The sequence below is a fragment of the Aquabacter spiritensis genome (genome assembly GCF_004346185.1).
Taxonomy (GTDB): domain Bacteria; phylum Pseudomonadota; class Alphaproteobacteria; order Rhizobiales; family Xanthobacteraceae; genus Aquabacter; species Aquabacter spiritensis.
In genome coordinates, this window is record NZ_SMAI01000002.1 from 112,152 (window position 1) to 138,214 (window position 26,063).

Genomic DNA, 26,063 nt, shown 5'->3' on the forward strand with positions numbered 1-26,063 from the left:
GGCACGCGGCGCGCAGCGAGGCAAGCCGCCGCGCTTTGGCTATCCCGCGCGCCCGAGCCGGTCCCGCAGCAGAGCGACGCGGCCGTCGAGGTCCGGCCCCAAAGGCACGCGCGGCCCGGCGCCGAAGGGCGGCCCCGGCCAGGCGGCGTCGCCGGGGGAGCGGCCGATGATATGGACGTGAAGCTGGGCGACCATGTTGCCGAGGGCGGCGACGTTGAGCTTCGCGCAGCCGCTCGCCGCCTTGAGCGCGGCGGAGGCCGCGGCGATCTCCTCCATGAGGAGGGCGCGCTCCGCCGCCGGCAGGTCGATGATCTCGACCAGATCGGGCCGGCGGGGGACGAGCACGATCCAGAAGAAGCGGGCATCGTCGACGAGGCGCACATGGCACAGCGGCAGGTCGCCGAGCGGCGGGCCGTCGGCGGCGAGGCGGGGATCGAGGCGGAAGGTCATGGCCTGTTCTGGCGCGCGGCCAAGCGGCGCGCAAGCGCCGGACCGCGAATCGGGGGCGCCCTTCGCCCCCGCCTTTCCCCCGCCCTTGCCAAGCCGGCTCTTTGCCCCGATATAGGCGTCGGGAGGTTGGCGGTGGACGAGCCACTCGCCAACCGGGTCAGGTCCGGAAGGAAGCAGCCCCAACGAGCCCGGTCTCGGGTCTCTGACCAGCCTCCCACCTCTCCCCACGGGGCACGCCATGCTCGGGTGGATCAGCAAGGCCCGCAGGCCCGAACAGAGCGCCGCCATCGTCCTGATCGTCACCGCGGTGACGGCGGCGGTGCGCTTTCCTCACGACACGGCGACCGATCTCGCCTTTTGCGCGCTCGCCCTGCTGCTCGGCTTCGGCGGGGCCTGGGCGCTGCTCCGGTTCGCCAAGACCCGAGAGACGGCGTGAATCTGGTGTCGGCGGATGGGCATCGGGTCCGCCGAAATGATATGAAGGCGCCATGAGCGCCGACGCCCCCGAGGATATGCCCGCCTTCGACCTCCCCGCCGCGAGCCCGCCGGTTCAGGCGACGCCCTATCGCGTTCTGGCGCGCAAATACCGGCCGCAGACCTTCGACGATCTGATCGGCCAGGAGGCGATGGTCCGCACGCTCTCCAACGCCTTCGCCTCCGGCCGCATCGCCCAGGCCTATCTCCTGACCGGCGTGCGCGGGGTGGGAAAGACCACCACCGCCCGCATCCTCGCCCGTGCCCTGAATTACGAGCCGATGGAGGGCGGCGGCGGGCCGAGCCTCGACCTCTCGGTGCCGGGCCGGCATTGCCGCGACATCATCGAATCGCGCCATGTCGACGTGCTGGAGATGGACGCCGCCTCCAACACCTCGATCAACGACGTGCGCGAGATCATCGAGGGCTCGCGCTACCGCCCGGTCATGGCGCGGTACAAGGTCTATATCATCGACGAAGTGCACATGCTCTCCACGGCGGCCTTCAACGGCCTGCTGAAGACCCTGGAGGAGCCGCCGGAACATGTGAAATTCGTGTTCGCCACCACCGAGATCCGCAAGGTGCCGGTGACCGTGCTCTCGCGCTGCCAGCGCTTCGACCTGCGGCGGGTGGAATCGGGCGTGCTCTCCGCCCATCTCGCCGGCATCTGCGCGAAGGAGGGGGTGGAGATCGAGGCCGGGGCGCGCGCCATCATCGCCCGCGCCGCGGAAGGCTCGGTGCGCGACGCGCTCTCGCTGCTCGACCAGGCGATCGCCCATGGCGGCGGACGCGTCGACGAGGAGGAGGTGCGGCGCCTGCTCGGCCTCGCCGACCGCGCGCGCATCATCGATCTGTTCGAGGTGCTGATGGGCGGCGACCTCGCCGCCGCGCTGCGCCAGTTCCGCGACCTCTACGATGCCGGCGCCGACCCGGTCGTGACGCTCGCCGACCTCGCGGAATTCACCCATCTCGTCACCTGCTTCAAGCTGCTGCCGGAAGCCCCGTCCGACGCCGCTCTGGTCGAGGCGGAGCGCGAGCGGGGCCTGGTGTTCGCGGCCAAGCTGCAGATCCGCGATCTGTCGCGGGTCTGGCAGATGCTGCTGAAGGGGATCGCCGAGACCCAGCAGGCCGCCAAGCCCGCCCAGGCGGCCGAAATGGTTCTGGTGCGGGTGGCCTATCTGGCGGACCTGCCCTCCCCGGAAGACGCGCTGCGCCGGCTGAAGGATATGCCGGAGAGCGGATCCGCGCCCCAGTCCGCACCGCAGGCCCCACCGCCTTCGGGCGGCGGCGGTCAGCGTCTCGCTCTGGCGGCGCGCTCCGATCCGGCGCCGGACGCCGCGCCGCGCCGGGCGCAGGACGGCCCGCGCCTCGCTTCGCTGGCCGACTTGGTGGCGCTGGTGACCGCCCAGCGCGACATCCTGCTGAAGCATGCGATCGAGACCCAGATGCGGCTGATCCGCTTCGAGGAGGGGCGCATCGAATTCGTCCAGACGCCGGGCGGCAATCCGAGCCTGGCGCAGGACCTCTCCCGCAAGCTCCAGGACTGGACCGGGCGGCGCTGGCTGGTGACCCTGGCGCCGGGCCACAGCGGCGCGCCGACCTTGGCGGAGGCCGCCGCCGCGGCCAAGGCCGAGCGGGAGGACGGCATCCGCGCCGATCCACTCGTCGCCGCCGTGCTGGCGCGCTTTCCCGGCGCGCAGATCGTCGACGTGCGGGCGCGCGAGGAGCCCGCCGAACAGGGGCTCGCTCCGGTCGAGGAGGATGCCTATATGGGGACGGGCCCGGACGAAGCGGGCGACGACTGACGGAGCTGCGGAATGCGCGACCTCATGGGCATGATGAAGCAGGCCAAGGAGCTTCAGGACCGCATGCAGCAGATGCAGGCGGAGCTGGACAGCATCGAGGTCGAAGGCGCCGCGGGAGGCGGCCTCGTCACCGTGCGGCTCACCGCCAAGGGTGAGGCCAAGGCGGTGCGGATCGATCCCAGCCTCCTCAAGCCCGACGAGGGCGAGATCCTGGAAGACCTCCTGGTCGCGGCGCTCGGCGATGCCCGCGTCAAGGCCGAGCGGGTGATGCAGGAAAAGATGTCCGCGCTCTCCGGCGGCCTGTCTTTGCCGCCCGGCCTCAAGCTGTTCTGAGCCCAATCTAGACGGGGCGGCGTGCCGGATCGAACAGGATCCCCGCCTCCAGGCTGCGCGCGATGCGTTCCGCCCGCTCGGTCAGCAGCGCCGCGACCTCCGGCGGAAACCGTTCCGCGGCGGTCTCGCGCCACAGGCCGAGCCAGACCGGAAACAAAGCGGCGAAGCGCTCCGGGGCGAGCGGCAGGGCCTTGTGCGCCGCGAGGGGATTGCCCGCATAGCCGCCGGACTTGAGCAGCACCGCACCCCAGAAGGCCGCGAGCGTGTCCATATGGTGCGGCCAGTCCTCGACCGCCGCCGCAAACACCGGGCCGAGCGCGGGATCGCGCCGGACCTTGTCGTAAAAGGCGTCGAGATGCGCCCGGATCGCCGCCGGGTCGAGGGGCGCGGTCATGTCGCGCCCGCCTGCGGACCCGCCAGCCGGTCGCGGAACAAGGCGGCGATCAAATCGGACTGGGTGACGATGCCCGCGAGCTGGTCGTTCGAATCCACCACCGGCACGGCATGAAGGCCGCCATCGGCCATCAGCGGAACGAGGTCGGCGATCGGCGTCTCGGGCCGGGCGGCGCGCACGGTCACGGTCATGATTTCCTGCACCGAGCCCTGCGGCGCCCGGGCGAGCCGGACGACGTGGCGCAGCCGCTGGGCGAACGCGACCCGCGGCCCCTTGATCCCCCAGGCCGCTTTGTCCAGCAGATCCGACTGGGTGACGATCCCGACCACCCGCGCGCTCTCGGTCGTCACCGGCAGCGCCTTGACATGGTGGCCGCGCAGCAAATGCAGCGCCTCGCGCATCGAGGCCTCCGGGGCGATCGCCACGACGTCGCGGGACATGATGTCGGCGCAGCGGATCTCGCCCGAGCGCCGCGCATAGGCGCGCACTTCGGCGAGGCGCAGCACCTGTTCGAGGTCGGCGCGGCTGACGTCGAGCAGCCGGTCATATTGCTTCAGGGCGGCGTCGAGATCGGCGGCCGAGAAGCCGAGCCGGGCGGAGGGCGCGGGATCGCGCGTGGCGCGGCCCGCTGCCGGGGCGGCGGCGGGATATTGCCGGCCGGTGGCGGCGTTGAAGGCGAGCGCGGCGGCGAGGAGAAGAAGCGAGTTGAGCAGCACCGGGGCGAGGATGAAGGCGTAGCCGGCGCTGCGGACGGCTTCCCCGCCCAGCACCGCGGTCAGCGCCACGGCCCCGCTCGGCGGATGCAGGCAGCGCAGCGCGAGCATCAAAGCGATGGCGAGGCCGGCCGCGAGACCCGCGGCCAGCAGCGCATCGGGCACGATCTGCGCCGCCGTCACGCCGACCAGCCCGGCGACGAGATTGCCGCCGATCAGCGACCAGGGCTGCGCCAGCGGGCTCGCCGGCACCGCGAACAGCAGCACCGAGGAGGCCCCCATGGGCGCGATCAGCAAGGGCAGCGGCGCGTCCGCCCCGAGCGCGAAGCGGGTCGCGACGCCGGTCACGACGAGGCCGATCAGGGCGCCACTCCCGGCGCGGAGCCATTCGGCGGGGCTGACCGGGGCGAGGGTGGGACGGAAGCGTGCGAGCAGATCGGTCCAGGCGGGCATGGGCCATCCAATGGCGCCGCGACCGCCGGAGGGCGCGGGAGACGCGAGGAAATGCCCAACAAACTAGCAATCGCTCAAAGCGGGAGCAATCCCGGCTCCGGGCTCGCGCGGCGGCCCGCGCTTCCGGGACACCCGTTGCGCGCGCACCATGGCAATGCCCGCCCGCCCGCGCTACATGCGGATCGTCGCCACGAGATCTTCGCCCATGCCCCGTGCCGTCGCCGGCCCCGAAATCGAACGCCTGATCCAGCTCTTGGCGCGCCTGCCCGGCCTCGGCCCGCGCTCGGCGCGGCGCGCGGCGCTGCATCTGATCAAGAAGCGCGAGACGCTGATGCAGCCGCTCGCGGCGGCCTTCGACGACGCGCTCGGCAAGATCGTCACCTGCCGGGTGTGCGGCAATATCGACGTCCGCGACCCGTGCACGGTCTGCACCGATGCGGAGCGGGAAGTCGGAACGCTGATCGTGGTGGCCGACGTGTCGGATCTCTGGGCGCTGGAACGGGCGGGGACGATCCGCGCCAAATACCATGTGCTCGGCGGGGTGCTTTCGCCGCTCGACGGCATCGGGCCGGACGATCTCAATCTCTCCGGCCTGGTCCAGCGGGTGCACCAGGACGAGGTCCGCGAGGTGATCCTCGCGCTCGGCGCCACCGTCGATGCCCAGACCACGGCGCATTACATCACCGATCTGCTGCGCGGCCGCGACGTGGCGGTGACGCGGCTCGCGCATGGCGTGCCGGTTGGCGGCGAATTGGATTATCTCGACGAGGGCACTTTGTCCGCCGCGATGCGGGCGCGCACCCCGCTCTAGCGCGGTAAAACGTTCTACGCCAATGATTTAGAGACTGATTCACCGATCATGTTCGAGCCCTGATCGGATCCGGCGCTGCGGCGTGCCGGCGCTGCCGCGCGCCCCGGCGCAACCGGGGCACGCGGGGCGCGCGGTCTCAGTCGACCTTGGCCAGAGCGCCCAGCTCCTTGTCGACGAAATATTGCGAGTTCGGCCCCTCGCCGATCAGCTCGATCTTGTCGAGGATCTGCCGGCAGAGCTTCTCCTCCTCGTGCTGCTCGGCCGCGAACCATTGCAGGAACTGGTCGGTCTCGTAGCTGTGCTCGGCGCGGGCGAGATCGATGGCCTCGAAGATGTGCTGCGACACCTTGCGCTCCTCCTCCTGCACCCGGACGAACAGGGCCTTGATCGTCGTGGCGTCGATCACCGGCTTGGGCAGCGCCTTCAGCGCGATGGGGGCGCCGAGATCGTCCAGGAAGGTGAAGAATTTCAGCATGTGGGTCAGCTCCTCGGCGGCATGGACGAGGAGGAAGTTCTTGGCGCCCTCGAACTTCATGGCGGACGCCCAGGCGGCCGCCTGCAGATAGATGTGGTGGGCTTCGAGTTCGCCGTTCAGCAGCTCGTTGAGCTTGGTCTCGAGCTTTTCGCTTACCATCGTGTCACTCCAGAATTGGGCGCCGCCGCCAGGGCGCCGCCGGAAATCGCGTCGAAGGCTTGGGGGCGTGTCAGCCGCCGGGGATCCAGCCGATGGTCTGCCCCAGAACCACGATGTTGAGCACGAGCAGGATCGCGGTCGCCGGCCACATGACCAGCCGCACCCAGCCGCGATTGACCATCGCCCCCATCACCGCCCGGTCGTCGGTGAGCATCACCAAAGGCAGCATGGCGAAGGGCAGCTGGATCGACAGGATGACCTGGCTCCACATCAGGATGTCGACCGGGTGGGCGTGCATCAGGATGGCGATCAGCGCGGGCGCCATGGTCACGAGCCGGGTGACGAGGCGGATCAGGAACGGATTGACGTGCTCCATCTTCAGGAAGCCCTCGAACACCACCTGTCCGGCGAGCGTCGCGGAGGTGGAGGAGGCGACGCCGGAGACCAGCAGCGCGAGCGCGAAGATCAGGCCGGCGCTCTGGCTGAGGATCGGCACCAGCGTTTTATAGGCATCGTTGAACGACTGGATGACGGTGCCGTCCTTCAGGAAGATCGGGTGGAACACCGCCGCCGCCACGACCAGGATCGCGGCATTGATGAACCAGGCGACGAACAGCGAGATGTTGGTGTCCCACAGCGACCAGCGGTACAGCGTTTCCGGCGCCGCGAGCTTTTCGCGCAGGCGGGACAGCGCCAGATGCGAGTGCAGATAGAGGTTATGCGGCATGATGGTGGCGCCGATGATGCCCACCGCGACGAACAGAGCGTCGGCGGCGAGAATGTCGGCCGAGGGGATCACGCTGTCGAGCGCGACCGCCATGTAATCCGGCCGGCTCATGAACATCTCGGCCACATACATCACCGAGACCGAGGTCAGGAAGGTGAGGAACACCATCTCGACCGCGCGGAAGCCCCACCGGTTCAGCAGCAGGATCAGGAACACATCGATGATGGTGATGATCGCGCCCTGCCAGAGCGGGATGCCGAACAGAAGGTGGAGCGCCACGGCGACGCCGATGATCTCGGCGAGGTCGGTCGCCATCATCGAGATCACCGCGGACACGAAGAAGATCTTCGCCATCCAGGGCGGATAGCGTTCGGCGCAATGCTGGGCGAGGTCCTTGCCCGAGGCGATGCCGAGTTTGGCGCATAGATTCTGCACCAAAGCGCCGATCAGGCAGCTCAGCGAGAGCACCCACAGAAGGGTGTAGCCGAACTGGCTGCCGGCCTGCAGGTCGGTCGCCCAATTGCCGGGGTCGAAATAGCCGATCGAGATGATGAAGGCCGGACCGAAGAATTTCCACCAGGCCGGCCGATGCACCGGCGCCGCACCGGGCAGCGCATAAGCTTCGCCCCGCGGCAGCGGAATTTCCGGCGCCTGCGGCCGCGTCTCGGTCGTCTTTCCCATCCCGTCCTCCGGATTGCGCGGAGAGCCGATCGCCCCGATATGCCGGCAACGGTACAGGCGGGATCTTTGCGATCAACCGCCTCGGGGCGGTAAATCGTTACATTCGAGTTTATCTAAACTCCTGGAAACGCTGGAAATTCAGATTTGGCGCGGGGTCGCGGGCGGATCTGGAACAGCTCTGACTTGCGCTGTCGGGGTCAGCCGACCAATTCGAACCACGCCGCCTCGGTGATCACCTCGACATTCAGCGCCCGCGCCTTATCGAGCTTGGAGCCGGCGCCGGGGCCGGCGACCACCAGATCCGTCTTGGCGCTCACCGATCCCGCGACCTTGGCGCCGAGCCGCTCCGCCATCGCCTTGGCCTCGTCCCGGGTCATCTTTTCCAGCGATCCGGTGAACACCACCGTCTTGCCGGACACCGGCGATCCCGCCGCGACCGCTTCGAGCGGCTGCGGCGTCACCTCCTTCAGCAGGGCCTCGAGCGCGGCGCGGTTATGGGGCTCGTCGAAGAAATCGACCACCGCCTCCGCCACCACCGAACCGATCCCCTCGATGTCGATCATTTCGCGCCACGCCTCGTTGGCGGGCGCCTCCTCCCGGGGCATCTGCGCCACGGTCGCGGCCTCGCGCAGGGCCTCGATCGATCCGTAATGACGCGCCAGGCGCCGCGCATTGGTCTCGCCGACATGGCGGATGCCGAGGGCGAAGACGAACCGGTCCAGCGCGATCCTGCGCCGGCTCTCGATCGCCGCGAACAGATTGGCGGCCGAGGTCTTGCCCCAGCCGTCCCGATTCTCCAGGCGCTGGAGGGAGGCCGCATTGCGCCGCTCCAGGGTGAAGATGTCGGCCGGGGCGCGCACCAGCTCCCATTCGAACAAAGCGTGGACCTGCTTCTCGCCCAGGCCCTCGATGTCGAAGGCGTTGCGGGAAACGAAATGGCGCAGCCGTTCGACCGCCTGGGCCGGGCAGATCAGGCCGCCGGTGCAGCGGCGCACCGCATCCTGCTTGCCGGTCTTCGGATCGACCTCGCGCACCGCATGGCTGCCGCAGGCCGGGCAGGTCGTCGGGAAGGCGTAGGGTTCGGCGCCGGCGGGGCGCTTGTCGAGGACCACCGACACCACTTGCGGGATGACGTCGCCGGCGCGCTGCACCACCACCGTATCGCCGATCCGCACGTCCTTGCGGGCGATCTCATCCTCGTTGTGCAGGGTCGCATTGGCGACCACGACGCCGCCGACCGTGACCGGCGCGAGCTTGGCGACCGGCGTCAGGGCGCCGGTGCGGCCGACCTGGATCTCGATGCCATTGAGCACCGTGGTCGCCTGCTCGGCGGGAAACTTGTGCGCCAGCGCCCAGCGGGGCGAGCGCGAGACGAAGCCGAGCCGGCGCTGCAGGTCGAGCCGGTCCACCTTGTAGACGACGCCGTCAATGTCGTAGCCGAGCCGCGCCCGCTCGGCCTCGATCCGCCGGTAATGGGCGAGCAGGCCGGCGGTGTCGTCGGCGAGGATGGTCAGGGGATTGGTCGGCAGGCCCCAGCGGGCGAACGCCGCGACGATCCCGGACTGGGTGTCGGCCGGCAGCGCGCTCGCCTCCCCCCAGGCATAGGCGAAGAAGCGCAGCGGCCGGCTGGCGGTGACGGCGGCGTCGAGCTGGCGCAGCGAGCCCGCCGCCGCGTTGCGCGGATTGGCGAATTGCGGCCGGCCGGCGGCGCTCTGGCGGGCATTGAGGGCGAGGAAGTCGGCAGCGTCCATATAGACCTCGCCGCGCACCTCGATCACCGCGGGGACGTCCGCGCCGTCGAGCACCTGGGGGATCTCGCCGATGGTGCGCACATTGGCCGTCACGTCCTCGCCGACCATGCCGTCGCCGCGGGTCGCCGCGCTGACCAGGCGGCCGTCCTCGTAGCGCAGCGAACAGGACAGGCCGTCGATCTTCGGCTCGGCGGTGAACGCCACCGCCTCGGTGCCGAGATTGAGGAAGCGCTTCACCCGCGCGACGAAGTCCGCGACCTCCTCGTCCGAGAAGGCATTGGCGAGCGAGAGCATGGGCACGGCATGGGCGATCTTGGCGAACCGCGCGGAGACCGCGGCGCCGACCCGGTCGGACAGGCTGTCTTCGCCCTTCAGCTCGGGAAAGCGCGCCTCGATCGCCTCGTAGCGGCGGCGCAGCCGGTCATATTCGGCATCGGAGACGGTGGGCGCGTCGTCCTGGTAATAGCGCCGGTCGTGGCCGGCGATCTCGTCGGCGAGCGCGGCGAGTTCGTTGGCGGCATCCTCGCGCGCGAGAGCGGCGACGGCCAAGGCGCGCAGCGGGGACGGGGCGGACGGCGGGGTCGAAGAGGCGCTCATGGCGGGTCGGGACCGAAAACAGGCGATGCGCGGATGTGCGACGTTGTCGCCTCCGCCCGGGCGCTTTGCAAGGCCGCACATGGTCCGGCGGCGTCTCGTCATGGGTGCGGTTGCGCGTTGGCGCCCGGTCGCGAAAGAAGGGTGATGGCCTTCCCGTCGCCAATTTGTAAGATGTCCAGGATAGGTGATGCGTCGCGGAGGGATGGGGCGATGGCGGGGATTCGGACTTTGGCGGTGCTGGCGGCGGCGGCCGCGACCTTTGCGGGGCCCGCTTTCGCGCAGGCGCCGGCCGCACAGGCTCCAGCCGCGCCGGCGCCAGCCGCCCAGACGGCGGCGCAGACGCCCGGTCCGATGGCGCCGGTGCCGCTCCTCACGCTGCCGGGCGACGATGCCGGCCTTGTGGATCGCGGCGCCTATCTCGCCCGCGCGGCCGATTGCATGCCCTGCCACAGCGGCGATCCGAAGAAGCCGTATGCCGGCAACCTCTCCTTCAACACGCCGTTCGGCGTGATGTATTCGGTCAACATCACCTCCGACCCGACCTACGGCATCGGCACCTGGACCTTCGAGGATTTCAAGGGCGCGCTGCATAACGGCATCCGTGCCGATGGCGCCTATCTCTATCCCGCGATGCCGTTCGACGCCTATACCGGCATCCCCGAAGACGATCTGAAGGCGCTCTGGGCCTTCGTGCGGCGCATCCCGCCGATCCCCGAACCGCGCAAGCCCAACGAACTCGGCTTCCCGTTCAACGTCCGCCTCGGCCTGCTCGCCTGGCGCGAACTGTTCTTCGATGCCGCCTATTGGCAGCCCACCGCCGGCAAGAGCGCGGAATGGAATCGCGGCTCATATCTGGTCGAGGCGCTCGGCCATTGTTCGGACTGCCACACCCCGCGCAATCTGATGGGCGCGGTGAAGGCGAAGGAGCATTTCCTCGGCGCCGACATCGACGGCTTCTGGGCGCCGGCGATCGACACCGCGACCCTCACGAAGGATGGCTGGACGCGCGAGACGCTGACCCAGTTCTTCACCAATGGCTCCGTCCCCGGCAAGACCGAGGTGTTCGGTCCGATGGCCGAAGTGGTGCGCGACAGCCTCGCTTATCTGACGCCGGCCGATCGCGCCGCGCTCGTCACCTATCTGCTCGACAGCCCGCCGCCGAAGGACGTGCCGGCGCCGCAGGCCGCCTCGCCGTTGCCGCCCGACGTGTTCCAGAGCGCGGCGAAGCTCTATATCGACAATTGCGCGCCCTGCCACCAATCCAAGGGCACCGGCTCGTCGGACGTGGTGCCGACGCTCGCGGGCAATCCCGCTGTGATCTCGGCGGAGCCCTATAACGTCATCATGGCGGTGCTCGGTGGCCTGCCGGCGGGCGGCACCTATGGGCCGATGCCGTCCTTCGCCGGGCGGCTCGACGATCAGCAGGTCGCCAATCTGGTGAATTACGTGCGCACCGCCTGGCACAATGGCGGGGCGGCGAACGCGACGCCGGCCATGGTCGCGGCCTGGCGCGCCACCGCCAATGTGCCGGATTACGGCACCCAGCAGGCCTCCGCCTTCGATTGCCCGAAGGTCGGCGGCGCGCCGGGCGCGAACGGTCCGGATCCCGACGCGGTGGCGGCGCTGAGCAAGATGATGCAGGGCGGCGAGCGCGAGACGCACGTCCTCATCAGCGCCTATCAGAACGACGACAGCGACGCCTCCGCGGGCACGGTCGTCGACGCGCTGACCGCCGCTTACTGCCCGGTGGTGGCGCAGAGCCAGCGGCCGGACTGGCAGAAGGCCGCCGAACTCCAGCGCTTCACCCTCCAAGTCGCGGCCGCCATTTCGGAACGCCTCGCCGGCCCCGCCATGCCGCCGGTCTCGATCATCTGGGCGTCCCCGACCGGGGCGTCCCTGGTGGCGCGCCAGCCCACCAGCATCGCCGCCAAGCTGACCTGCCCCGACGTGGCGGACGGCAAATTGGTGCCGAAGGCCTTGGTCGATGCGGCCACGACCCTGGTCGGGAAGCCGGCCGTCCCGGTCTCGGGCGATGCGGCGAGCCGCTACGCCACGGCGCTGATGCAGCAGAGCCCCAAGGCGCGGCGCTCCGACGTCGCCAATGCGCTGATCTCGGCCTATTGCCCGCTGGTCGTGGCGAAGCCGAACAGCTCGGTGGCGGAGCAATATTCGCTCCTCACCGGCTTCGGCCAGCAGGTCGTCCAGACCCTCCAGCTCGGCGCGCCGATGTTCAACGCGGCGAAGAAATAAGCCGAAACCCGAGGCGGACCTCGACGTCGGCGCGCGACGTCGAGGCGATTCGGACCCGGCCTCACGCCGGACACCCCATCGTGTCCGGCGTGGCTGCCCTCAGGCGATGCCGAGATAATCCTTCTTGCCGACCGCCACCCCGGCCTGACGCAGCAGCGCGTGGGCCGTGGCGAGGTGGAAGAAGAAGTTCGGCAGCATGAAGAGCGCGGGATAGTCGGCGCCGGTCGTGGTCACGACGCGCAGATCGATCTCCCGCGCGTCCGATCCCTCGAAGTCCGCCGGCGTGGCCGTCTCCACGAAGGCGATGGTCTTCGCGATGCGCTCTTTCAATTCCGGGAAGGTGGTCTCGGTGTCCGGAAAGCTCGGCGCCTCAAGGCCGGTGAGGCGCGTGATCGACGCCTTCGCGGTGTCGCTGGCCCGCTGGACCTGACCGGCGAGCGGCAGCATGTCCGGCGCCAGCCGCGCCCCGATCAAAGCCGCCGGGTCCGTGCCGGTTTCCGCCGCGAAGGCGGCCGCCTTGTCCATATAGCCGGACAGAATTGTGAGGCCCCTCACCAGGACGGGGACGGTGTAGGCATAGGTCGACATGAAGGCTTCCCTGGACGCGCCCGGCCATCTTGGCCGTAGACCCTATCTGGGGAGCCTGTCGCGAAACGGGAGGGGAGGTTGCGCAGCGTCACCCGCGCCGACGTGCCAAGCGCGACGGCGGGTGCGACCTGCCGGTGCGCGAAGGCGCCGTCTCGACGCAGAGATGACCGCTCGGCCCTCTTGGAAAATACCAGCCGGCCTGTAAGCCGGGTTCTGTACGGCGGGCTTGCGCCCGCGTGGCGGCCATTCATCTGGGACGCCGGTTGCCCGGCGCCTCGAGCAGTCAACCCGGACGGCGGCCCGAAGACGGGGCCTTCCCGAGGGATGCCGTCCCTATTCGACTTTGCTCCCGGTGGGGTTTGCCGTGCCGCTTCCGTTGCCGGTCGCGCGGTGGGCTCTTACCCCACCGTTTCACCCTGGCCCGCGCACGCGCGGGTGGTTTGATTTCTGTGGCACTTTCCCTGAGGTCGCCCCCGCCGGACGTTATCCGGCACCGTGTCTCCGTGGAGCCCGGACTTTCCTCGGCACCCGAAGGTGACGCGGCCGCCCGGCCGGCTGGTGGCGGAGCAATGGGCGTCCCGGCCGGCCGCGTCAAGGGGTGAAGCCGGCAAACCGCCGTCAGGCCACATCCATCGGCCGGCTGCCGATCAAGTCCCGCAATGTCATGATGGTCGAGGCGTCCGCGACGCCGTCCACCTTCGAGCGACGGAAATGGCGCTGGAAGGCGCGCACCACGGCCTCGGTCTGCCCATCGTAGGTGCCGGTCACGGCGATGCCGTAGCCATAGAGGGCCAGCATGGCCTGGAGGGCCGCGACCGGCTCCCCGGAATCGCCCAGCATGAAGAAGCGCCCGCCCCTCGGGGGCGCCTCGTGCACGAAATGTCCCACGCCCGCATGGTGGAGGAAGTCCCAGGGAAACTTTTCCCCCGGATCGTCCTTGCGGTCGGGGGCGACGTCGGAATGTCCCAGCACGCGGTCGGCGCGGATCTTGTGGCGCGCCAGAATGTCGGCGCACAGAGCCGCCACCGCGACGATCTGCGGCTCGGGAAAATCGGGATAGCCGAGGCCGTGCCCGGGATTGACGATCTCGATGCCGATGGACCGGGAATTGATGTCGCGCACGTTTTCCCAGGACGCGACGCCGGCATGCCAGGCGCGGCGCGCCTCGGGGACCATCTGGACGATGGTGCCGTCTTCGAGGACGACATAATGCGCCGACACTTCGGCCTTGGGATCCCGCAGCCGCTCGATCGCGGCGTCCGCGCGCGCCATCCCGGTATAATGCAGCACCAGCATGTCGACCGGCAGACGGCGTTCGCCATGGTTCGGGGAGGGGGCGAGGGCGCCCACGAGCCGGGTGTCGGGGCGAAACGGCGGGGCGGTCACGTCAGGCCCCGCATTTTTTCGATCTGCCCATAGGCGGCGTTGACGGCGGCCACCCGGTCGGTGGCGAGCTTCACGGCCGCAGGCGGCAGGCCGCGCGCGACGATGCGGTCGGGATGGTGCTCGCGCACCAGGGTCCGCCACCGCGCCTTCACGTCCGCATCCGAGGCGTCGGGCGGGAGGTCCAGGACGGCATAGGGATCGCCCGGCCGGCGCACATGGCGCGCCTCGATGCGCTCATAGGCGGCGCCCTCGAAGCCGAGCAGCCGCGCCACTTCCTGCAGGAACACCAGTTCCCGCGCGTGCAAAGCGTGATCCGCCTTGGCGACATGGAACAGCGCGTCCAGAAGGTCTTCGCGGGTTTCCGGCTCGTCGGCGAACAGGCTGCCGATCTGGCGGGCATAGGATTCGAAGCCGGCGGTGTCCTGCTTGGCGAGGTCGAACACCCGCGCGACCCCGGCCAGCTCCTCCGGCGGGATGTCGAACACCTCGCGGAAGGCGGCGACCTCGAGCGGCACCACCACACCGTCGGCCTTCGCCATTTTGGCGGAAAGGGCGATCAGCCCGATCGAAAAGGCCGCCTCCCGCGGCGCCGGCGCAAGCAGGCGGTCGAGCGCATGGCCCGCCAGCGCGCCGACGAGCCCCCCGAGCGGGCCGCCCAAAGCCAGGCCCACGCCCGCCCCCCCGATCAGCCCGACATACGCCATCGTTCCTCGCTTTCCGACGGTGTTCTGCCACGGCCCGCAGGTTCGGCCAATGGGGTCCGCGCCGGTGCCGTTTCAAGCTTTCTTAAGGTGCATGGACCGTAAATGCGAAGGCCGGAACCCAGGCAGATTCATTGACGTCCCATCCCATCCCATGTTAGCCCATAATGACCCATTCGAGCGATCCCTCACCCCCGTATCGGCTTCCGCGTCGCGTTCGGCGCAGCCAGGGGTGGTTTCCGGCCGTGTGGGATGTTCCATCGGGCAGGAGGGGCAGCGCGCGCGTCATGGACCGCTTCGTGTCCACCTACACCATGCGCCTCGACGCGAAGGGCCGGGTCTCGGTCCCGGCGCCGTATCGCGGCGTGCTGGCGCGCGACGGGGCGGACGCGCTGTACTGCCATCCGAGCCTCGCGGAGCCGGCTTTGGATGCCGGCGGCTCGCGCCTGCTGGAGGAGATCGACACCTTGATCGCGCGCTATCCCCCCTATTCGGAAGCGCGCGAGGAACTGGCGGCCGCCTTGTACGGCACAAGCGAGACATTGAAGGTCGATTCGGAAGGCCGGATCGCCCTCACCGAAACCCTGAAGGCGCATGCGTCCATCACGGACCAGGTGGCCTTCGTGGGGCTCGGCCACAAATTCAGGATCTGGGAGCCCGAACGTCTGCGTGCCCATCTCGCGGAGGCCACCGAGAAGGTGCGGCAGTTACGACGTTCGCTCGGCTCCGGAGCGGAGAATGGAGGCAGCAAGGGATGAAAACGGGCCGCGGGGTCGGGCCCACCGACGCCGCAGGCGGACCGGCCCGTCATCTTCCCGTCATGCTTGCCGAGGTTCTCGCGCACCTCGCGCCGAAGGATGCGGCCACCTATGTGGACGGCACCTTCGGCGCGGGAGGCTACAGCCGGGCGATCCTGGCGGCGGCGGACTGCCGGCTGCTCGCGATCGACCGCGACCCCACCGCCATCGCAGCGGGCGCCGATCTCGTCGCGGCGTCCAATGGCCGGCTGGTTCTGGCCGAGGATCGCTTCTCCAGCCTCGACGTGCTGGCCGAGACCCTCGGCTTCGCGCCGCTCGACGGGGTGGTGCTGGACATCGGCGTCTCCTCGATGCAGCTCGATCAGGCCGAGCGCGGCTTCTCGTTCCGCCGCGACGGGCCGCTCGACATGCGGATGGGCGGCGACGGGCCGTCCGCCGCCGATCTGGTGGCGGAGCTGGAAGAGGTCGAACTCGCCCACATCATCTACACGCTCGGCGAGGAGCGCCTGTCGCGGCCGATCGCCCGGGCCATCGTTCAGGCGCGCGCCGAGGCGCCGATCGTGCGCACCGGGCAGCTTGCCGACATCGTCGCGCGGGTCGTGCGCACCAAGCCGGGCGAGATGCATCCCGCCACCCGCACCTTCCAGGGGCTGCGCATCGCGGTGAACGGCGAACTCGACGAACTGGTCGACGCTTTGGCCGCCGCCGAACGGGCCCTGCGCCCCGGCGGGCGTCTCGTCGTCGTCACCTTCCATTCGCTCGAAGACCGGATCGTTAAGACTTTTCTGGCACATCGGAGCAAGGCACCGTCCTCCTCGCGCCACCAGCCTCTGGCCACGGGACCCGCCCCATCCTTCCGCCTTCTCGCGAAGGGGATGGTGGAGGCGGGATCCGAAGAAGTCTCGGCCAATCCCCGCGCGCGCTCCGCCAAGCTGCGGGCCGCCGAGCGCACCGAGGCCCCGGCCCACGGGGAGGACGACCTTTCGGGCCTGCGCCCGAAGCAATTGCAACGCCGTGGGCGGAGATGGAGCTGAATGTTTCGCATCGCCAACCTCGTCATGGTCGTGGCGCTGCTCGTGACCGCGGCCGCGGTCTATCAGGTGAAATACGCCTCGACGGCCGATGCCGAGCGGCTCGCGCATCTGCGACAGTCGATCCGCGCCGAGCGCGACGCGATCGCGGTGATGCGCGCCGAATGGGCGCGGCGCACGTCGCCGCTCTACATCCAGGGCCTGGTGCAGCGCCATCTCGACCTCCAGGTGCTCGGCACGGACGCCATGTCGATGCTCGACGATCTGCCGGAGAAGCCGGCGGGCGGAAGTGACGGCATCGGCGGCATGATCGAGGCGCTCTCCGATGCGCCGCTGGTCACCTCCTCGATCGGCAAGCCCGACCGGCCGCCCGCCGCGTCGGCCTCGCCGTCGGCCGCCGCCAATGGCGGCGCCGCAATTCTGCCGGCGACATCCGCGCTGCGGCCCGCCTCGGCGCCCGTGAGCACGCCGAAGCCGCCGCCGGCCGCCGGCACGGCGCTTCCGCCCCGCCCGGCCGCCGCCGCTGCTGCGCCGCGCTCCGTTCCGCCGCCGGCGGTCTCCGCGCCGCCGGTCGCCGCCGCGCCGCCGTCCGCCGCCGCGACCCCGGTCGAAGGCCTGCTGCGCGGCATCGGCAGCTTTTTCGGTCCCGTCGTTCCCTCCAGCGGGCAATGAGAGCCAGACGCATGACCATGCCCGTTCCCCGCCTGTCTCCGATCCGCCTGCCGCATCTGCGCCTCCCGGCGGTCGCGGTGCCGCGGCCGGTGCGGATCGTGTTCGGCTTTCTCGGCAGGCTCCTGCTGCGCATCGTGACGGCGATCCTGAGCGCGGTCGCCGAGGTCTATCTCGGCCTCACGCACCGCGTGGCGCGCATCATCCATGGCGTGATCATGGGGATGCTCCGCTTCGCCGTCGGCCTGGTGCGCTTCGCGATCCGCTTCGCCATCGGCCTGGTGCGGGCGTTGTTCGGCCTCGACCGGCAGGACGCCGAGACCGTCACACGCGCCCGGCTCAAGCTGATCGTGCTGGCCTTCTGCCTGATCTTCGTCGCCATCGCCGGCCGGCTGACCTTTCTCGGCATCGTCGCCGACCCCAATGGCGGGCGCGGCGGCGGATCGGATGCCGTGGCGTCGGCGCGCCCGGACATCGTCGACCGCAACGGCGACATTCTCGCCATCGATGTGAAGTCGCCCTCGCTGTTCGCCGAGCCGCGCCGGCTGATCGATCCGGACGAGGCGCTGGAGGGGCTGCTGAAAGTGCTGCCGGACCTCGATGTCGCGGAAGCGCGGGCCCGGCTCAATTCCGGCAAGGGCTTCGCCTGGCTGAAGCGGGAGATCACCCCGTCCCAGCAGCGCGCCATCTATCGCCTCGGCCTGCCCGGGATCGGCTTCGTCCGCGAGAACCGCCGCGTCTATCCCGACGGCCCGACCATCTCGCATGTCCTCGGCGGCGTGAACATCGACAATCAGGGCATTGCCGGGCTCGAGAAATATATCGACGGCAACGGCCTGTCCGAACTGCACCTCGCCGGGCTCGCCGTCGACCGCCAGCAGGAGCCGGTCCAGCTTTCGATGGACGTGCGCGTGCAGAATGCCGTGCGCGACGAACTGATGCGGGCCAAGGACAAATTCAAGGCCAAAGCGGCGATGGGCGTCGTCACCGACGTGCGCACCGGCGAGATCATCGCGATGGTCTCGCTGCCGGATTTCGACCCCAATATCGGCGGCAATCCGAAGGACGACGCCTATCTCAACCGCCTCACGACCGGCGTGTTCGAGATGGGATCGACCTTCAAGGCGCTGTCTTTCGCCATGGCGCTCGATTCCGGCCGGATCGGCCTCAATTCCTCGTTCGACGCGCGCGGCGCGCTCTCGTTCGGACGCTTCAAGATCAACGATTATCACGCCGAGAACCGGGTTCTCACCGTGCCGGAGATCTTCCTCGTTTCCTCGAACGTCGGTACCGCCAAAATGGTGCTGTCGCTCGGCGTCGAGGCGCACAAGGCCTTTCTCAGGAAGATGGGGCAGCTCGACCGGCTGCGTACCGAGCTGCCGGAAAGCTCCGAGCCGATCGTGCCCCGGCGCTGGGGAGAGTTGAACAGCGCGACGATCGCGTTCGGCCACGGTTTGTCGGTCGCCCCGCTGCAGGCGGTGATGGCGGTCAATTCGATGGTCAATGGCGGCTATCTCATCCCGCCGACCTTCCTGAAGCGCAACGAGGCCGAAGCGCAGAAGGTGGCGGTCCGCGTGCTGAAGCCCGAAACCTCGGACAAGATGCGCTATCTGCTGCGCCTCAATGCCGAGAAGGGCACGGCCGGAAAGTCCGAAGTGCCGGGTTATCTGGTCGGCGGCAAGACCGGCACCGCCGAAAAGGTGGTGAATGGCCGCTACGCCAAGAACAAGTTGCTCACCTCTTTCACCGCCGTCTTCCCGATGGACCGGCCGCACTATCTCGTTCTCGTCATGCTGGACGAGCCGCAGGCTTTGCCGGAGACCCACGGTTATGCCACCGCCGGCTGGAACGCGGCGCCGACGTCGGGGAAGATCATCGAGCGCATCGCCCCGATGCTCGGCGTGATGCCGCGCCAGAACCTGCCGAATGCCGAACAGATTCTGCGCGCCTCCGAACCGGCGCAGAAGGTGGCGGACCGGCGGTGAGGCCGACGCGCGGCGAAACCCGGATCCGTCCGCGCCCGGCGCGCGGACCTGTAAGGCGGAGCGGGCCGAGGCCATGACACTTCCGCTCGGCGCCCTCCTCTCGGGCCATAGCCGCCTCGTGCGCGGCGATGCCGGCGCCCCGATCTCCGCGATCACCGCCGACAGCCGCAAAGTCGGGCCCGGCACGCTGTTCGTCGCGATCCCCGGCACCAAGGCCGACGGCACCCGCTTCATCCCGGACGCGGTGGCACGGGGGGCCGGCGCCGTCCTCATGGAGCCGACCGGGGCGCCGCCCGCCGGCGAGTTTCCCCTCGCTTTCACGCTCAATGCGCGCCGCGCGCTCGCGCTCGGCGCCGCCCGCCTATATCCGCGCCAGCCGCAGATCATCGCCGCGGTGACCGGCACCGCGGGGAAGACCTCGGTCGCCTTCTTTCTGCGGCACATCTTCGCCCATCTCGGCCGGCGTGCCGCCTATCTCGGCACGCTGGGCCTGATCGGCCCGGAAGGGGCGGTCTATGGCGGGCTCACCTCGCCCGATCCGGTGGACCTGCACGAAACCCTCGACCGGCTGGCCGCGACGGGGGTCACGCACATGGCGCTCGAAGCCTCCTCGCACGGGCTGGACCAGTTCCGGCTGGACGGCGTGTGCCTGTCGGCCGGCGGCTTCACCAATCTCGGGCGCGACCATCTCGACTATCACCCGACGGTCGAGGCCTATTACCGCGCCAAGCTGCGTCTGTTCACCGATTTGCTTCCCGAGGGTGCGCCGGCCGTCGCCGTGCGCACCGCGCCCTATGGCGCGGATACGCTCGCCGTCGCCTTCACCCGCGGGCTGAGGACCTTCGCCATCGGGCCGGCCGGCGATATCGACGTCGTCGAGATCGTCCCGGACGGGGCAGGGCAGCGGATCCGGCTGGCCGGCGGGCGCGACATCGCCCTGCCGCTGATCGGCGCGTTCCAGGCCGACAATGCGCTGCTCGCGGCCGGCCTCGCGCTTGCGCTCGGCGAGGCGGCCGAGCCGGTGTTCGCCGCGCTCGCCACGCTGCCCGGCGTGCCGGGGCGCATGGAGCGGGTCGGGCGCGACCCGGACCGCCTGGTCTTCGTCGATTATGCTCATAAGCCCGAAGCCCTCGCCGCCGTCCTCGACACGCTGCGGCCGGCGGTGCCCGGGCGCCTCGTCTGCCTGTTCGGCTGCGGCGGCGACCGCGACCGGGGCAAACGCCCGCTGATGGGGGCGATCGCGGCGGCGCGTGCGGATGTCGTGATCGTGACCGACGACAATCCGCGCAGCGAGGATCCCGCCGCGATCCGCGCCGAAATCCTGGCCGCGGCGCCCGGCGCGCTGGACATCGCCGACCGCGCCGCGGCTATCGACGCCGCCGTGCGGATGCTTCAACCTGGGGATGCGCTCGTGGTCGCCGGCAAGGGTCATGAAACCGGCCAGATCGTGGGCGACCGCATCCTTCCCTTCTCGGACGCGGCGGCGGTTCTCGCCGCATTGGGAGAGCAAGCCCCATGACCACCACCGGGACTCCGCTCCACGACATCGCCGAATTGTCGGCGGCCACGTCGGGCACCGTGCGCGGCGTGCCGGGTGCGATCACCGGCGTCTCGATCGACACCCGCACGCTGGCGCCGGGCGACGCCTTCTTCGCGATCACCGGGGACGCCAGCGACGGACATCTTTATGTCGGCCGCGCCCTGGAGAACGGGGCGGCCCTCGCCGTGGTGGCGCGCGACAAAGCGGACGGCTTTGCCCCGGATGCGCCGCTCCTCGTCGTCGCGGACGTGCTCGACGCGCTGGTCGCGACCGGAAAGGCGGCGCGCGCCCGGTCGGCGGCGCGGATCGCCGCAGTGACCGGCTCGGTCGGCAAGACCACGACCAAGGAGGCGCTGCGCCTCGCGCTCTCGGCGGACGGCGAAACCCACGCCTCGGCGGCCTCCTACAACAATCATTGGGGGGTTCCGCTCTCGCTCGCCCGCCTGTCGCGCACGGCGCGCTACGGCGTGTTCGAGATCGGCATGAACCATCCCGGCGAGATCACGCCTTTGGTTCAAATGGTGCGCCCGCACGTCGCCGTCGTGACGACGGTGGAACCCGTCCATATCGCCCAATTCTCCGGCATCGCGGCCATCGCCGACGCCAAGGCGGAGATTTTCGCGGGCGTCGAGCCCGGCGGCGCGGCGGTGCTCAATCTCGACAACCCGCATTTCGCCCGCCTCGCCGCGGCCGCGGCGGCCCGTGGGCTCGACGTGGTGACGTTCGGCGCGGCACCGCAGGCCGATGCCCGGCTGGTGGATCTCTGCCTCAAGGCCCATTGCTCGACGCTGGTCGCCGAGGTCCTGGGCACCCGGGTGACGCTCAAGGTCGGCATGCCCGGCCGGCACATCGTGCAGAACGTGCTCGCGGTTCTCGCCGCCGCCCGCCTGCTCGGCGCCGACATCGCCCTCGCCGGACTTGCTCTGGCGCGGCTGAAGCCGCCGCCCGGACGCGGCGTCCCGGTCGAACTTTCTCTGCCCGGCGGCAGCGCCACCCTGCTGGACGAGAGCTACAACGCCAATCCGGCTTCCATGCGCGCCGCCCTCGACGTGCTCAGCCGCACCCCGGTCGGGCCGCGCGGCCGCCGCATCGCGGTGCTCGGCGACATGCTGGAACTGGGCGAAGACGGCCCCGCGCATCATCGCGACCTCGCGGCGCCGATCGCCGCCGGCGGCATCGATCTCGTGTTCTGCTGTGGGCCGCTGATGCGCGGGCTGTGGCACGCCTTGCCAGCGGACCGTCGGGGAGGCTATGCGCCAGCATCCGACACTTTGGTGCCGATGCTCGCCGCAGCGATGCGCCCGGGCGACACGCTGATGGTGAAGGGATCCAACGGCTCGCGCATGGGGCCGCTGGTGAAGGCGCTTGGGGAGCGCTTCCGCGCCCCCGACGGGGCGTTGCTCGAAGGATAGTCCGATGCTCCAGTGGCTCTCGCAACTCAGCGATGTCTTCCCCGGCCTCAACGTGTTCCGCTACATCACGTTCCGGACCGGGGGGGCGATCGTCACCGCCTTGCTGTTCGTCTTTCTGTTCGGGCCTTCGATCATCTCGGCGCTCAGGGTGCGGCAGGGCAAGGGCCAGCCGATCCGCTCCGACGGGCCGCAATCGCATCTTCTGAAGAAGGGCACGCCCACGATGGGCGGGCTGATGATCCTCTCCGGGCTCTTCGTCGCCGCTCTGCTCTGGGCGAATCTGTCCAACCCCTATGTCTGGGTGGTTCTCGGGGTCACGCTCGGCTTCGGCATGATCGGCTTCTACGACGATTATCTGAAGGTGACCAAGCAGACCCATGCCGGCTTTTCCGGCAAGGCGCGCCTCGCCGCCGAATTTCTGATCGGCGGGCTTGCGGTCGTCGCCTTCATGCATGTGGGCCGTGCCGATCTGTCCTCCTCGCTCGCCTTCCCCTTCTTCAAGGACCTGATGCTCGATCTGGGCTGGTTCTTCGTTCTGTTCGGCGCCTTCGTGATCGTCGCGGCGGGCAATGCGGTCAATCTCACGGACGGCCTCGACGGGCTCGCCATCGTCCCCGTGATGATCGCCGCCGGATCGTTCGGCGTGGTCACCTATCTCTCGGGCAATGTGGTGTTCTCGGATTATCTGCAGATCCATTACGTGGCGGGGGCGGGCGAACTCGCGGTGCTGTGCGGCGCGATCATCGGCGCCGGGCTGGGCTTCCTGTGGTTCAACGCGCCCCCCGCGCAGATCTTCATGGGCGATACCGGCTCTCTAGCGCTGGGCGGCCTGCTCGGCGCGACCGCCGTGGCGATCAAGCACGAGATCGTGCTGGCGGTGATCGGCGGCCTGTTCGTGCTCGAGGCGGTGTCGGTGATCGTGCAGGTGATCTCGTTCCGCCTCACCGGCAAACGGGTGTTCAAGATGGCGCCCATCCACCACCATTTCGAGCAATTGGGCTGGACCGAGAGCCAGGTGGTGATCCGCTTCTGGATCGTCTCGGTCGTGCTGGCGCTGCTCGGCCTCGCCACTCTGAAGCTGCGCTGAACCTGGCGGCGGACGGCAGATCCCCGGAGGCTGCGGCTCGCACGCGCGGGAGCGCCGATCGCGTCGCCCAACCGCGTCATTCGGCGGAACGTGCGCCGCGGCGGGCTTGAACCTGCGGGTCCGGACATGAAAAAGCCTCGCGTCCCTTCCAGGAGCGAGGCCATGTTTGCGGGCCGTTCGACCGGCGCCGACGTGGATCGGCGCGGGTGGCGGGCCTTGAGCCGCCGGATCGGGCTTGGAAACCAATCCGATCCAGGCGGGCTCTGCCGGCGACGCAGGGCGTCGCCAGCGCGAAATCAGTCGATGACCTTGAGGTTCGCGGCGGACATCTTGCCGCTGCGCTGGTCGGCGACGAGATCGAAACCGATCTTCTGGCCTTCGTGCAGACCGGGCAGGCCGGCGCGCTCCACAGCGCTGATATGCACGAAAGCATCGCTGCCGCCGCCCTCAGGGGCGATGAAGCCGAAGCCTTTTTCGGAATTGAACCACTTGACGGTTCCCGTAGTCATGGGAAACCCTTTCGTTTAGATATTGAATAGGTGCCCGCAAAACCAATCTGCGGATTGTCGAAATCGGATATTCTCGGCGGGAGACTTCAGCAGAAAGCTTCGTATTCGCGCAGACAATTCATCTGATCAGGGATCGACCGTCGGAAGATGAAGAGTTTGCAGACAGAAGTCAATTTTTATTATTTTTATTACGATGGCGTGAAATCCCGCGCCGCGCAGCCGGTCAAATGACCTCGGTCAAATGAAGCCGTCAGCTCTCATTCGCCGTGGACGTGACCGCCTCGATCTGGCTTTCCTCCGCCACGCGCTCGAAAGCTTCTTGGGACGAGCGCAGCCGGTAGCGGCATTCGCCGTGCTCCGTCGGCATCAGGCCGACAATTTCGAACTCGGTGGCGGCCGAGCGATAGGCGGCGGAACGGTTCAGCAGGACCCGCGAACCCAGGCGGAATTTTGAGCTTGGCATTCAGTCTTGATCTTTCGTTTGGACCGCCAGGGGCCGTCCAGAGCATTCGATGCCGCGTGGGGCGGGCTATCGAATCCTGCCTCGCGGGCGGAGACCCCACGACCGGCGCGTCACATTGTGCCGACAAAGATGGTCAAATGATGTGCGGGGGACGCGCGATCTGAAAAAACTTGGCGAAAGTCTCGCGCGGCATCGAAAAACGCTCCGATCGCGATCGAATATGCCCGAAATATTTCCGCTCCTGTTTTCGGTCGGGGTTTTTTTCCTTTCAATTTTTGGCCGAGCGGGAGATAATGCCGCCAAAGCCATGGTCGGACTGCGACCCGCTGGGTGCGTGATCGAACGCCGCGTGAGTCCGGGCCGCTTTGCGGAGCGCCGGCCACGGCCTTCCTCCGTGCCGCGGCTTACCGCCCGCGAATTGCATCGGATATTCCCATGAGTCCCGCCGAACAGCGTCCCAAGCCCCTCTCCACCTCCGAGCGCCGCCGGCAGATCGAGGAATCGGTCGCGGTCGCGATGGACCGCTACAAGTCCGAGGGCGACTTGATGCGGACGAAGACGGAACGCCTCAAGGCGCTGCGCGAGGCGCACCAGAGCGCCATGTCGGCCGAGGCCGCAGAAGGCAAGACCGCCAAGGCCCCCGCCAAGACCAGTGCCAGAGCCAACGAAAAGGCCGGCGTGACGCCGCCCAAGGCCGTGCGGAAAACCACTTCGGCCGCCGCCAAGCCGGCCGCCGACCCCGCGCGGAAGCGCCAGCCGGCCAAAGTCTGATCCGGTCCGGCGCGTCGCCGGGGTCCGCTTCGTCTCTCCCCGGCCGCCGCTCCGTTCGACCTGCCAGGCGGCGCGGGGTTTGCCTGGAAACCCGACCGGAAAGTTGCGAGGCTCTGCGCGTCGCTCCGTGCCGGATCCTCCGATGTCCCATCCCTCCGCTGCGCTCGCGCCTCCGCTCGATCCTGCCGCCCGCGCCCGCGAGCGGTCGATGCTGCTGGCGGCCCTGTCCGATTTGGTCCTGATCGCGGGCCTGTTCGCCACCGGCCTCTGGGCCAATTCGCTGATGATCCTCGCCGAGGGCGTGCGCGCGCTGCTCTTGGTGATGCTCGAATTCCTGCTGCTGCTCCTGCTGATGCGGATCCAGCGTGGGCGCACCCACGATTTCGATTACGGCGCCGGCAAGCTGGAACAGTTCGCCAATGCCGGGATCGGCACGGCGATGGGGCTGGCGGGTGTCTCCGTCGCGGTCGGCGCGGCCTATCGCTGGTTCCATCCGCCCGACCAGGCCGGGCTCGGGCTCGCATTCGCCGCGGCGGTGGGCGCTGCGAACCTGGTCCAGAACGCGGTGGTGTTCCGCGCCTTGTGGCTGGCGGGGCGCGACGGCGGCTCGGTGATCCTGACCGGCCAGGTGCGAACGCGCCTCGCCAAGCTCGTCTCCTCGGTGCTGGTCTTGATCGCGCTGCTGGTCAATCTCGTGTTCCAAGGCGGGCCGATCGGTCATATCGCCGAAGTGGCGGGCTCGGCCTTCGTTGCTTTCGTCATGCTCCAGCTCGCGGTCGCGATGTGGCGCGAAGCCCTGCCCTCACTGCTTGACCGCACCCTGGAGGAGCATCAGCAGCAGCGCATCAACCGCGCGCTGGCGGCCCATTTCGAGGCCTATGACAGCCTGTTCGCCGTTCGCTCGCGCCTCTCGGGCAACACGCCTCATGTCGAGATCGAACTCGGCTTCGGCCCGGAGCGGACCATGGCCGATGTGCAGGCGGTCGCGGACGCGGTGAAGGGGGCGGTGGTCGCGCTCATTCCAGGCGCGGTGGTGACGGTGGTGCCCCGGGCGCTGTAAGGCCGGGCGCTCCGCGACCGACGCGGCGAG

General features: G+C 69.3%; 25 protein-coding genes and 2 other RNA genes. 15 read left to right on the forward strand and 12 right to left on the reverse strand.

Annotation, left to right across the window (positions count from 1 at the left end):
• Positions 1-39: 39 nt before the first annotated feature.
• A complete protein-coding gene (locus EDC64_RS04775) occupies positions 40-450 on the reverse strand; it encodes an HIT domain-containing protein (protein WP_132030118.1) in 411 nt (136 codons plus the stop codon).
• Between the two features lie 120 nt (positions 451-570).
• Between EDC64_RS04775 and ffs the strand changes: the two genes are divergently transcribed.
• From ffs to EDC64_RS04795, 4 genes are all read left to right on the forward strand, one after another.
• Positions 571-669, forward strand: an RNA gene (gene ffs / locus EDC64_RS04780) — signal recognition particle sRNA small type.
• A 19-nt stretch (positions 670-688) separates the two neighbouring features.
• The gene (locus tag EDC64_RS04785) at positions 689-886 is read left to right on the forward strand and encodes a hypothetical protein (RefSeq protein WP_132030119.1); all 198 of its coding nucleotides are present in this window, start codon (positions 689-691) and stop codon (positions 884-886) included.
• Positions 887-938: 52 nt separating this feature from the next.
• On the forward strand, positions 939-2,729 hold the full coding sequence (locus tag EDC64_RS04790) for a DNA polymerase III subunit gamma/tau (RefSeq protein ID WP_132030120.1): 1,791 nt from the start codon (positions 939-941) through the stop codon (positions 2,727-2,729).
• A 12-nt stretch (positions 2,730-2,741) separates the two neighbouring features.
• Entirely contained in the window at positions 2,742-3,062 is a 321-nt protein-coding gene (locus EDC64_RS04795; RefSeq protein WP_132030121.1) for a YbaB/EbfC family nucleoid-associated protein, read from the forward strand.
• Positions 3,063-3,069: 7 nt separating this feature from the next.
• On the opposite strand, the gene EDC64_RS04800 is transcribed toward EDC64_RS04795, so the two are convergent.
• Complete coding sequence (locus tag EDC64_RS04800) at positions 3,070-3,456, reverse strand: group III truncated hemoglobin (protein WP_132030122.1); 387 nt, start codon at positions 3,454-3,456, stop codon at positions 3,070-3,072.
• Complete coding sequence (locus EDC64_RS04805; protein WP_132030123.1) at positions 3,453-4,622, reverse strand: HPP family protein; 1,170 nt, start codon at positions 4,620-4,622, stop codon at positions 3,453-3,455. Before EDC64_RS04805 ends, EDC64_RS04800 begins: the two co-directional genes overlap by 4 nt.
• Before the next feature lie 205 nt (positions 4,623-4,827).
• On the opposite strand from EDC64_RS04805, the gene recR reads away from it, so the two are divergent.
• Positions 4,828-5,433 (forward strand): recombination mediator RecR, encoded by a 606-nt coding sequence (gene recR / locus EDC64_RS04810; protein WP_132030124.1) that lies wholly within the window; start codon positions 4,828-4,830, stop codon positions 5,431-5,433.
• Positions 5,434-5,569: 136 nt separating this feature from the next.
• Here recR and EDC64_RS04815 read toward each other — a convergent pair whose 3' ends face one another.
• The 3 genes from EDC64_RS04815 to ligA form a co-directional block, all read right to left on the reverse strand.
• On the reverse strand, positions 5,570-6,067 hold the full coding sequence (locus tag EDC64_RS04815; protein ID WP_132030125.1) for a ferritin: 498 nt from the start codon (positions 6,065-6,067) through the stop codon (positions 5,570-5,572).
• A 70-nt stretch (positions 6,068-6,137) separates the two neighbouring features.
• Entirely contained in the window at positions 6,138-7,475 is a 1,338-nt protein-coding gene (locus tag EDC64_RS04820) for an Nramp family divalent metal transporter (RefSeq protein ID WP_132030126.1), read from the reverse strand.
• Between the two features lie 197 nt (positions 7,476-7,672).
• Positions 7,673-9,823 (reverse strand): NAD-dependent DNA ligase LigA, encoded by a 2,151-nt coding sequence (gene ligA / locus EDC64_RS04825; RefSeq protein ID WP_132030127.1) that lies wholly within the window; start codon positions 9,821-9,823, stop codon positions 7,673-7,675.
• A 210-nt stretch (positions 9,824-10,033) separates the two neighbouring features.
• On the opposite strand from ligA, the gene EDC64_RS04830 reads away from it, so the two are divergent.
• Positions 10,034-12,073 carry a c-type cytochrome gene (locus tag EDC64_RS04830; protein WP_245504540.1) on the forward strand — a complete coding sequence of 680 codons (2,040 nt, stop codon included), beginning with the start codon at positions 10,034-10,036 and terminating at the stop codon, positions 12,071-12,073.
• A gap of 99 nt (positions 12,074-12,172) precedes the next feature.
• Here the strand turns inward: EDC64_RS04830 and EDC64_RS04835 are convergent, their stop codons facing one another.
• The 4 genes from EDC64_RS04835 to EDC64_RS04850 form a co-directional block, all read right to left on the reverse strand.
• Positions 12,173-12,661 (reverse strand): DUF1993 domain-containing protein, encoded by a 489-nt coding sequence (locus EDC64_RS04835; protein WP_132030128.1) that lies wholly within the window; start codon positions 12,659-12,661, stop codon positions 12,173-12,175.
• A 186-nt stretch (positions 12,662-12,847) separates the two neighbouring features.
• An RNA gene (gene rnpB, locus EDC64_RS04840) (RNase P RNA component class A) lies at positions 12,848-13,220 on the reverse strand.
• 59 nt (positions 13,221-13,279) lie between these two features.
• Entirely contained in the window at positions 13,280-14,047 is a 768-nt protein-coding gene (locus EDC64_RS04845) for an N-acetylmuramoyl-L-alanine amidase (protein ID WP_245504541.1), read from the reverse strand.
• Entirely contained in the window at positions 14,044-14,751 is a 708-nt protein-coding gene (locus EDC64_RS04850) for a TerB family tellurite resistance protein (protein ID WP_132030129.1), read from the reverse strand. The genes EDC64_RS04845 and EDC64_RS04850 overlap by 4 nt, the downstream gene beginning before the upstream one ends.
• Before the next feature lie 284 nt (positions 14,752-15,035).
• Between EDC64_RS04850 and EDC64_RS04855 the strand changes: the two genes are divergently transcribed.
• From EDC64_RS04855 to mraY, 7 genes are all read left to right on the forward strand, one after another.
• The gene (locus EDC64_RS04855; RefSeq protein ID WP_132030130.1) at positions 15,036-15,506 is read left to right on the forward strand and encodes a division/cell wall cluster transcriptional repressor MraZ; all 471 of its coding nucleotides are present in this window, start codon (positions 15,036-15,038) and stop codon (positions 15,504-15,506) included.
• Complete coding sequence (gene rsmH / locus EDC64_RS04860) at positions 15,503-16,540, forward strand: 16S rRNA (cytosine(1402)-N(4))-methyltransferase RsmH (RefSeq protein ID WP_132030131.1); 1,038 nt, start codon at positions 15,503-15,505, stop codon at positions 16,538-16,540. The genes EDC64_RS04855 and rsmH overlap by 4 nt, the downstream gene beginning before the upstream one ends.
• Entirely contained in the window at positions 16,541-17,209 is a 669-nt protein-coding gene (gene ftsL / locus EDC64_RS04865; protein ID WP_132030132.1) for a cell division protein FtsL, read from the forward strand.
• 221 nt (positions 17,210-17,430) lie between these two features.
• A complete protein-coding gene (locus tag EDC64_RS04870; protein ID WP_132030420.1) occupies positions 17,431-19,191 on the forward strand; it encodes a peptidoglycan D,D-transpeptidase FtsI family protein in 1,761 nt (586 codons plus the stop codon).
• 73 nt (positions 19,192-19,264) lie between these two features.
• Positions 19,265-20,710, forward strand: coding sequence for a UDP-N-acetylmuramoyl-L-alanyl-D-glutamate--2,6-diaminopimelate ligase (locus tag EDC64_RS04875; protein ID WP_132030133.1), 1,446 nt, complete (start codon positions 19,265-19,267; stop codon positions 20,708-20,710).
• Positions 20,707-22,143 carry a UDP-N-acetylmuramoylalanyl-D-glutamyl-2,6-diaminopimelate--D-alanyl-D-alanine ligase gene (locus EDC64_RS04880; RefSeq protein WP_132030134.1) on the forward strand — a complete coding sequence of 479 codons (1,437 nt, stop codon included), beginning with the start codon at positions 20,707-20,709 and terminating at the stop codon, positions 22,141-22,143. Before EDC64_RS04875 ends, EDC64_RS04880 begins: the two co-directional genes overlap by 4 nt.
• A gap of 4 nt (positions 22,144-22,147) precedes the next feature.
• Entirely contained in the window at positions 22,148-23,230 is a 1,083-nt protein-coding gene (gene mraY / locus EDC64_RS04885; protein WP_132030135.1) for a phospho-N-acetylmuramoyl-pentapeptide-transferase, read from the forward strand.
• A gap of 296 nt (positions 23,231-23,526) precedes the next feature.
• Here the strand turns inward: mraY and EDC64_RS04890 are convergent, their stop codons facing one another.
• Together EDC64_RS04890 and EDC64_RS04895 are read right to left on the reverse strand one after the other, a co-directional pair.
• Positions 23,527-23,739 carry a cold-shock protein gene (locus EDC64_RS04890; protein ID WP_132030136.1) on the reverse strand — a complete coding sequence of 71 codons (213 nt, stop codon included), beginning with the start codon at positions 23,737-23,739 and terminating at the stop codon, positions 23,527-23,529.
• 250 nt (positions 23,740-23,989) lie between these two features.
• Entirely contained in the window at positions 23,990-24,202 is a 213-nt protein-coding gene (locus EDC64_RS04895) for a hypothetical protein (RefSeq protein ID WP_132030137.1), read from the reverse strand.
• 435 nt (positions 24,203-24,637) lie between these two features.
• Here EDC64_RS04895 and EDC64_RS04900 point away from each other — a divergent pair, with 435 nt between their 5' ends.
• Both EDC64_RS04900 and EDC64_RS04905 read left to right on the forward strand, forming a co-directional pair.
• A complete protein-coding gene (locus EDC64_RS04900; protein WP_132030138.1) occupies positions 24,638-24,973 on the forward strand; it encodes a hypothetical protein in 336 nt (111 codons plus the stop codon).
• 142 nt (positions 24,974-25,115) lie between these two features.
• Entirely contained in the window at positions 25,116-26,033 is a 918-nt protein-coding gene (locus tag EDC64_RS04905) for a cation diffusion facilitator family transporter (RefSeq protein WP_132030139.1), read from the forward strand.
• Positions 26,034-26,063: the final 30 nt, after the last annotated feature.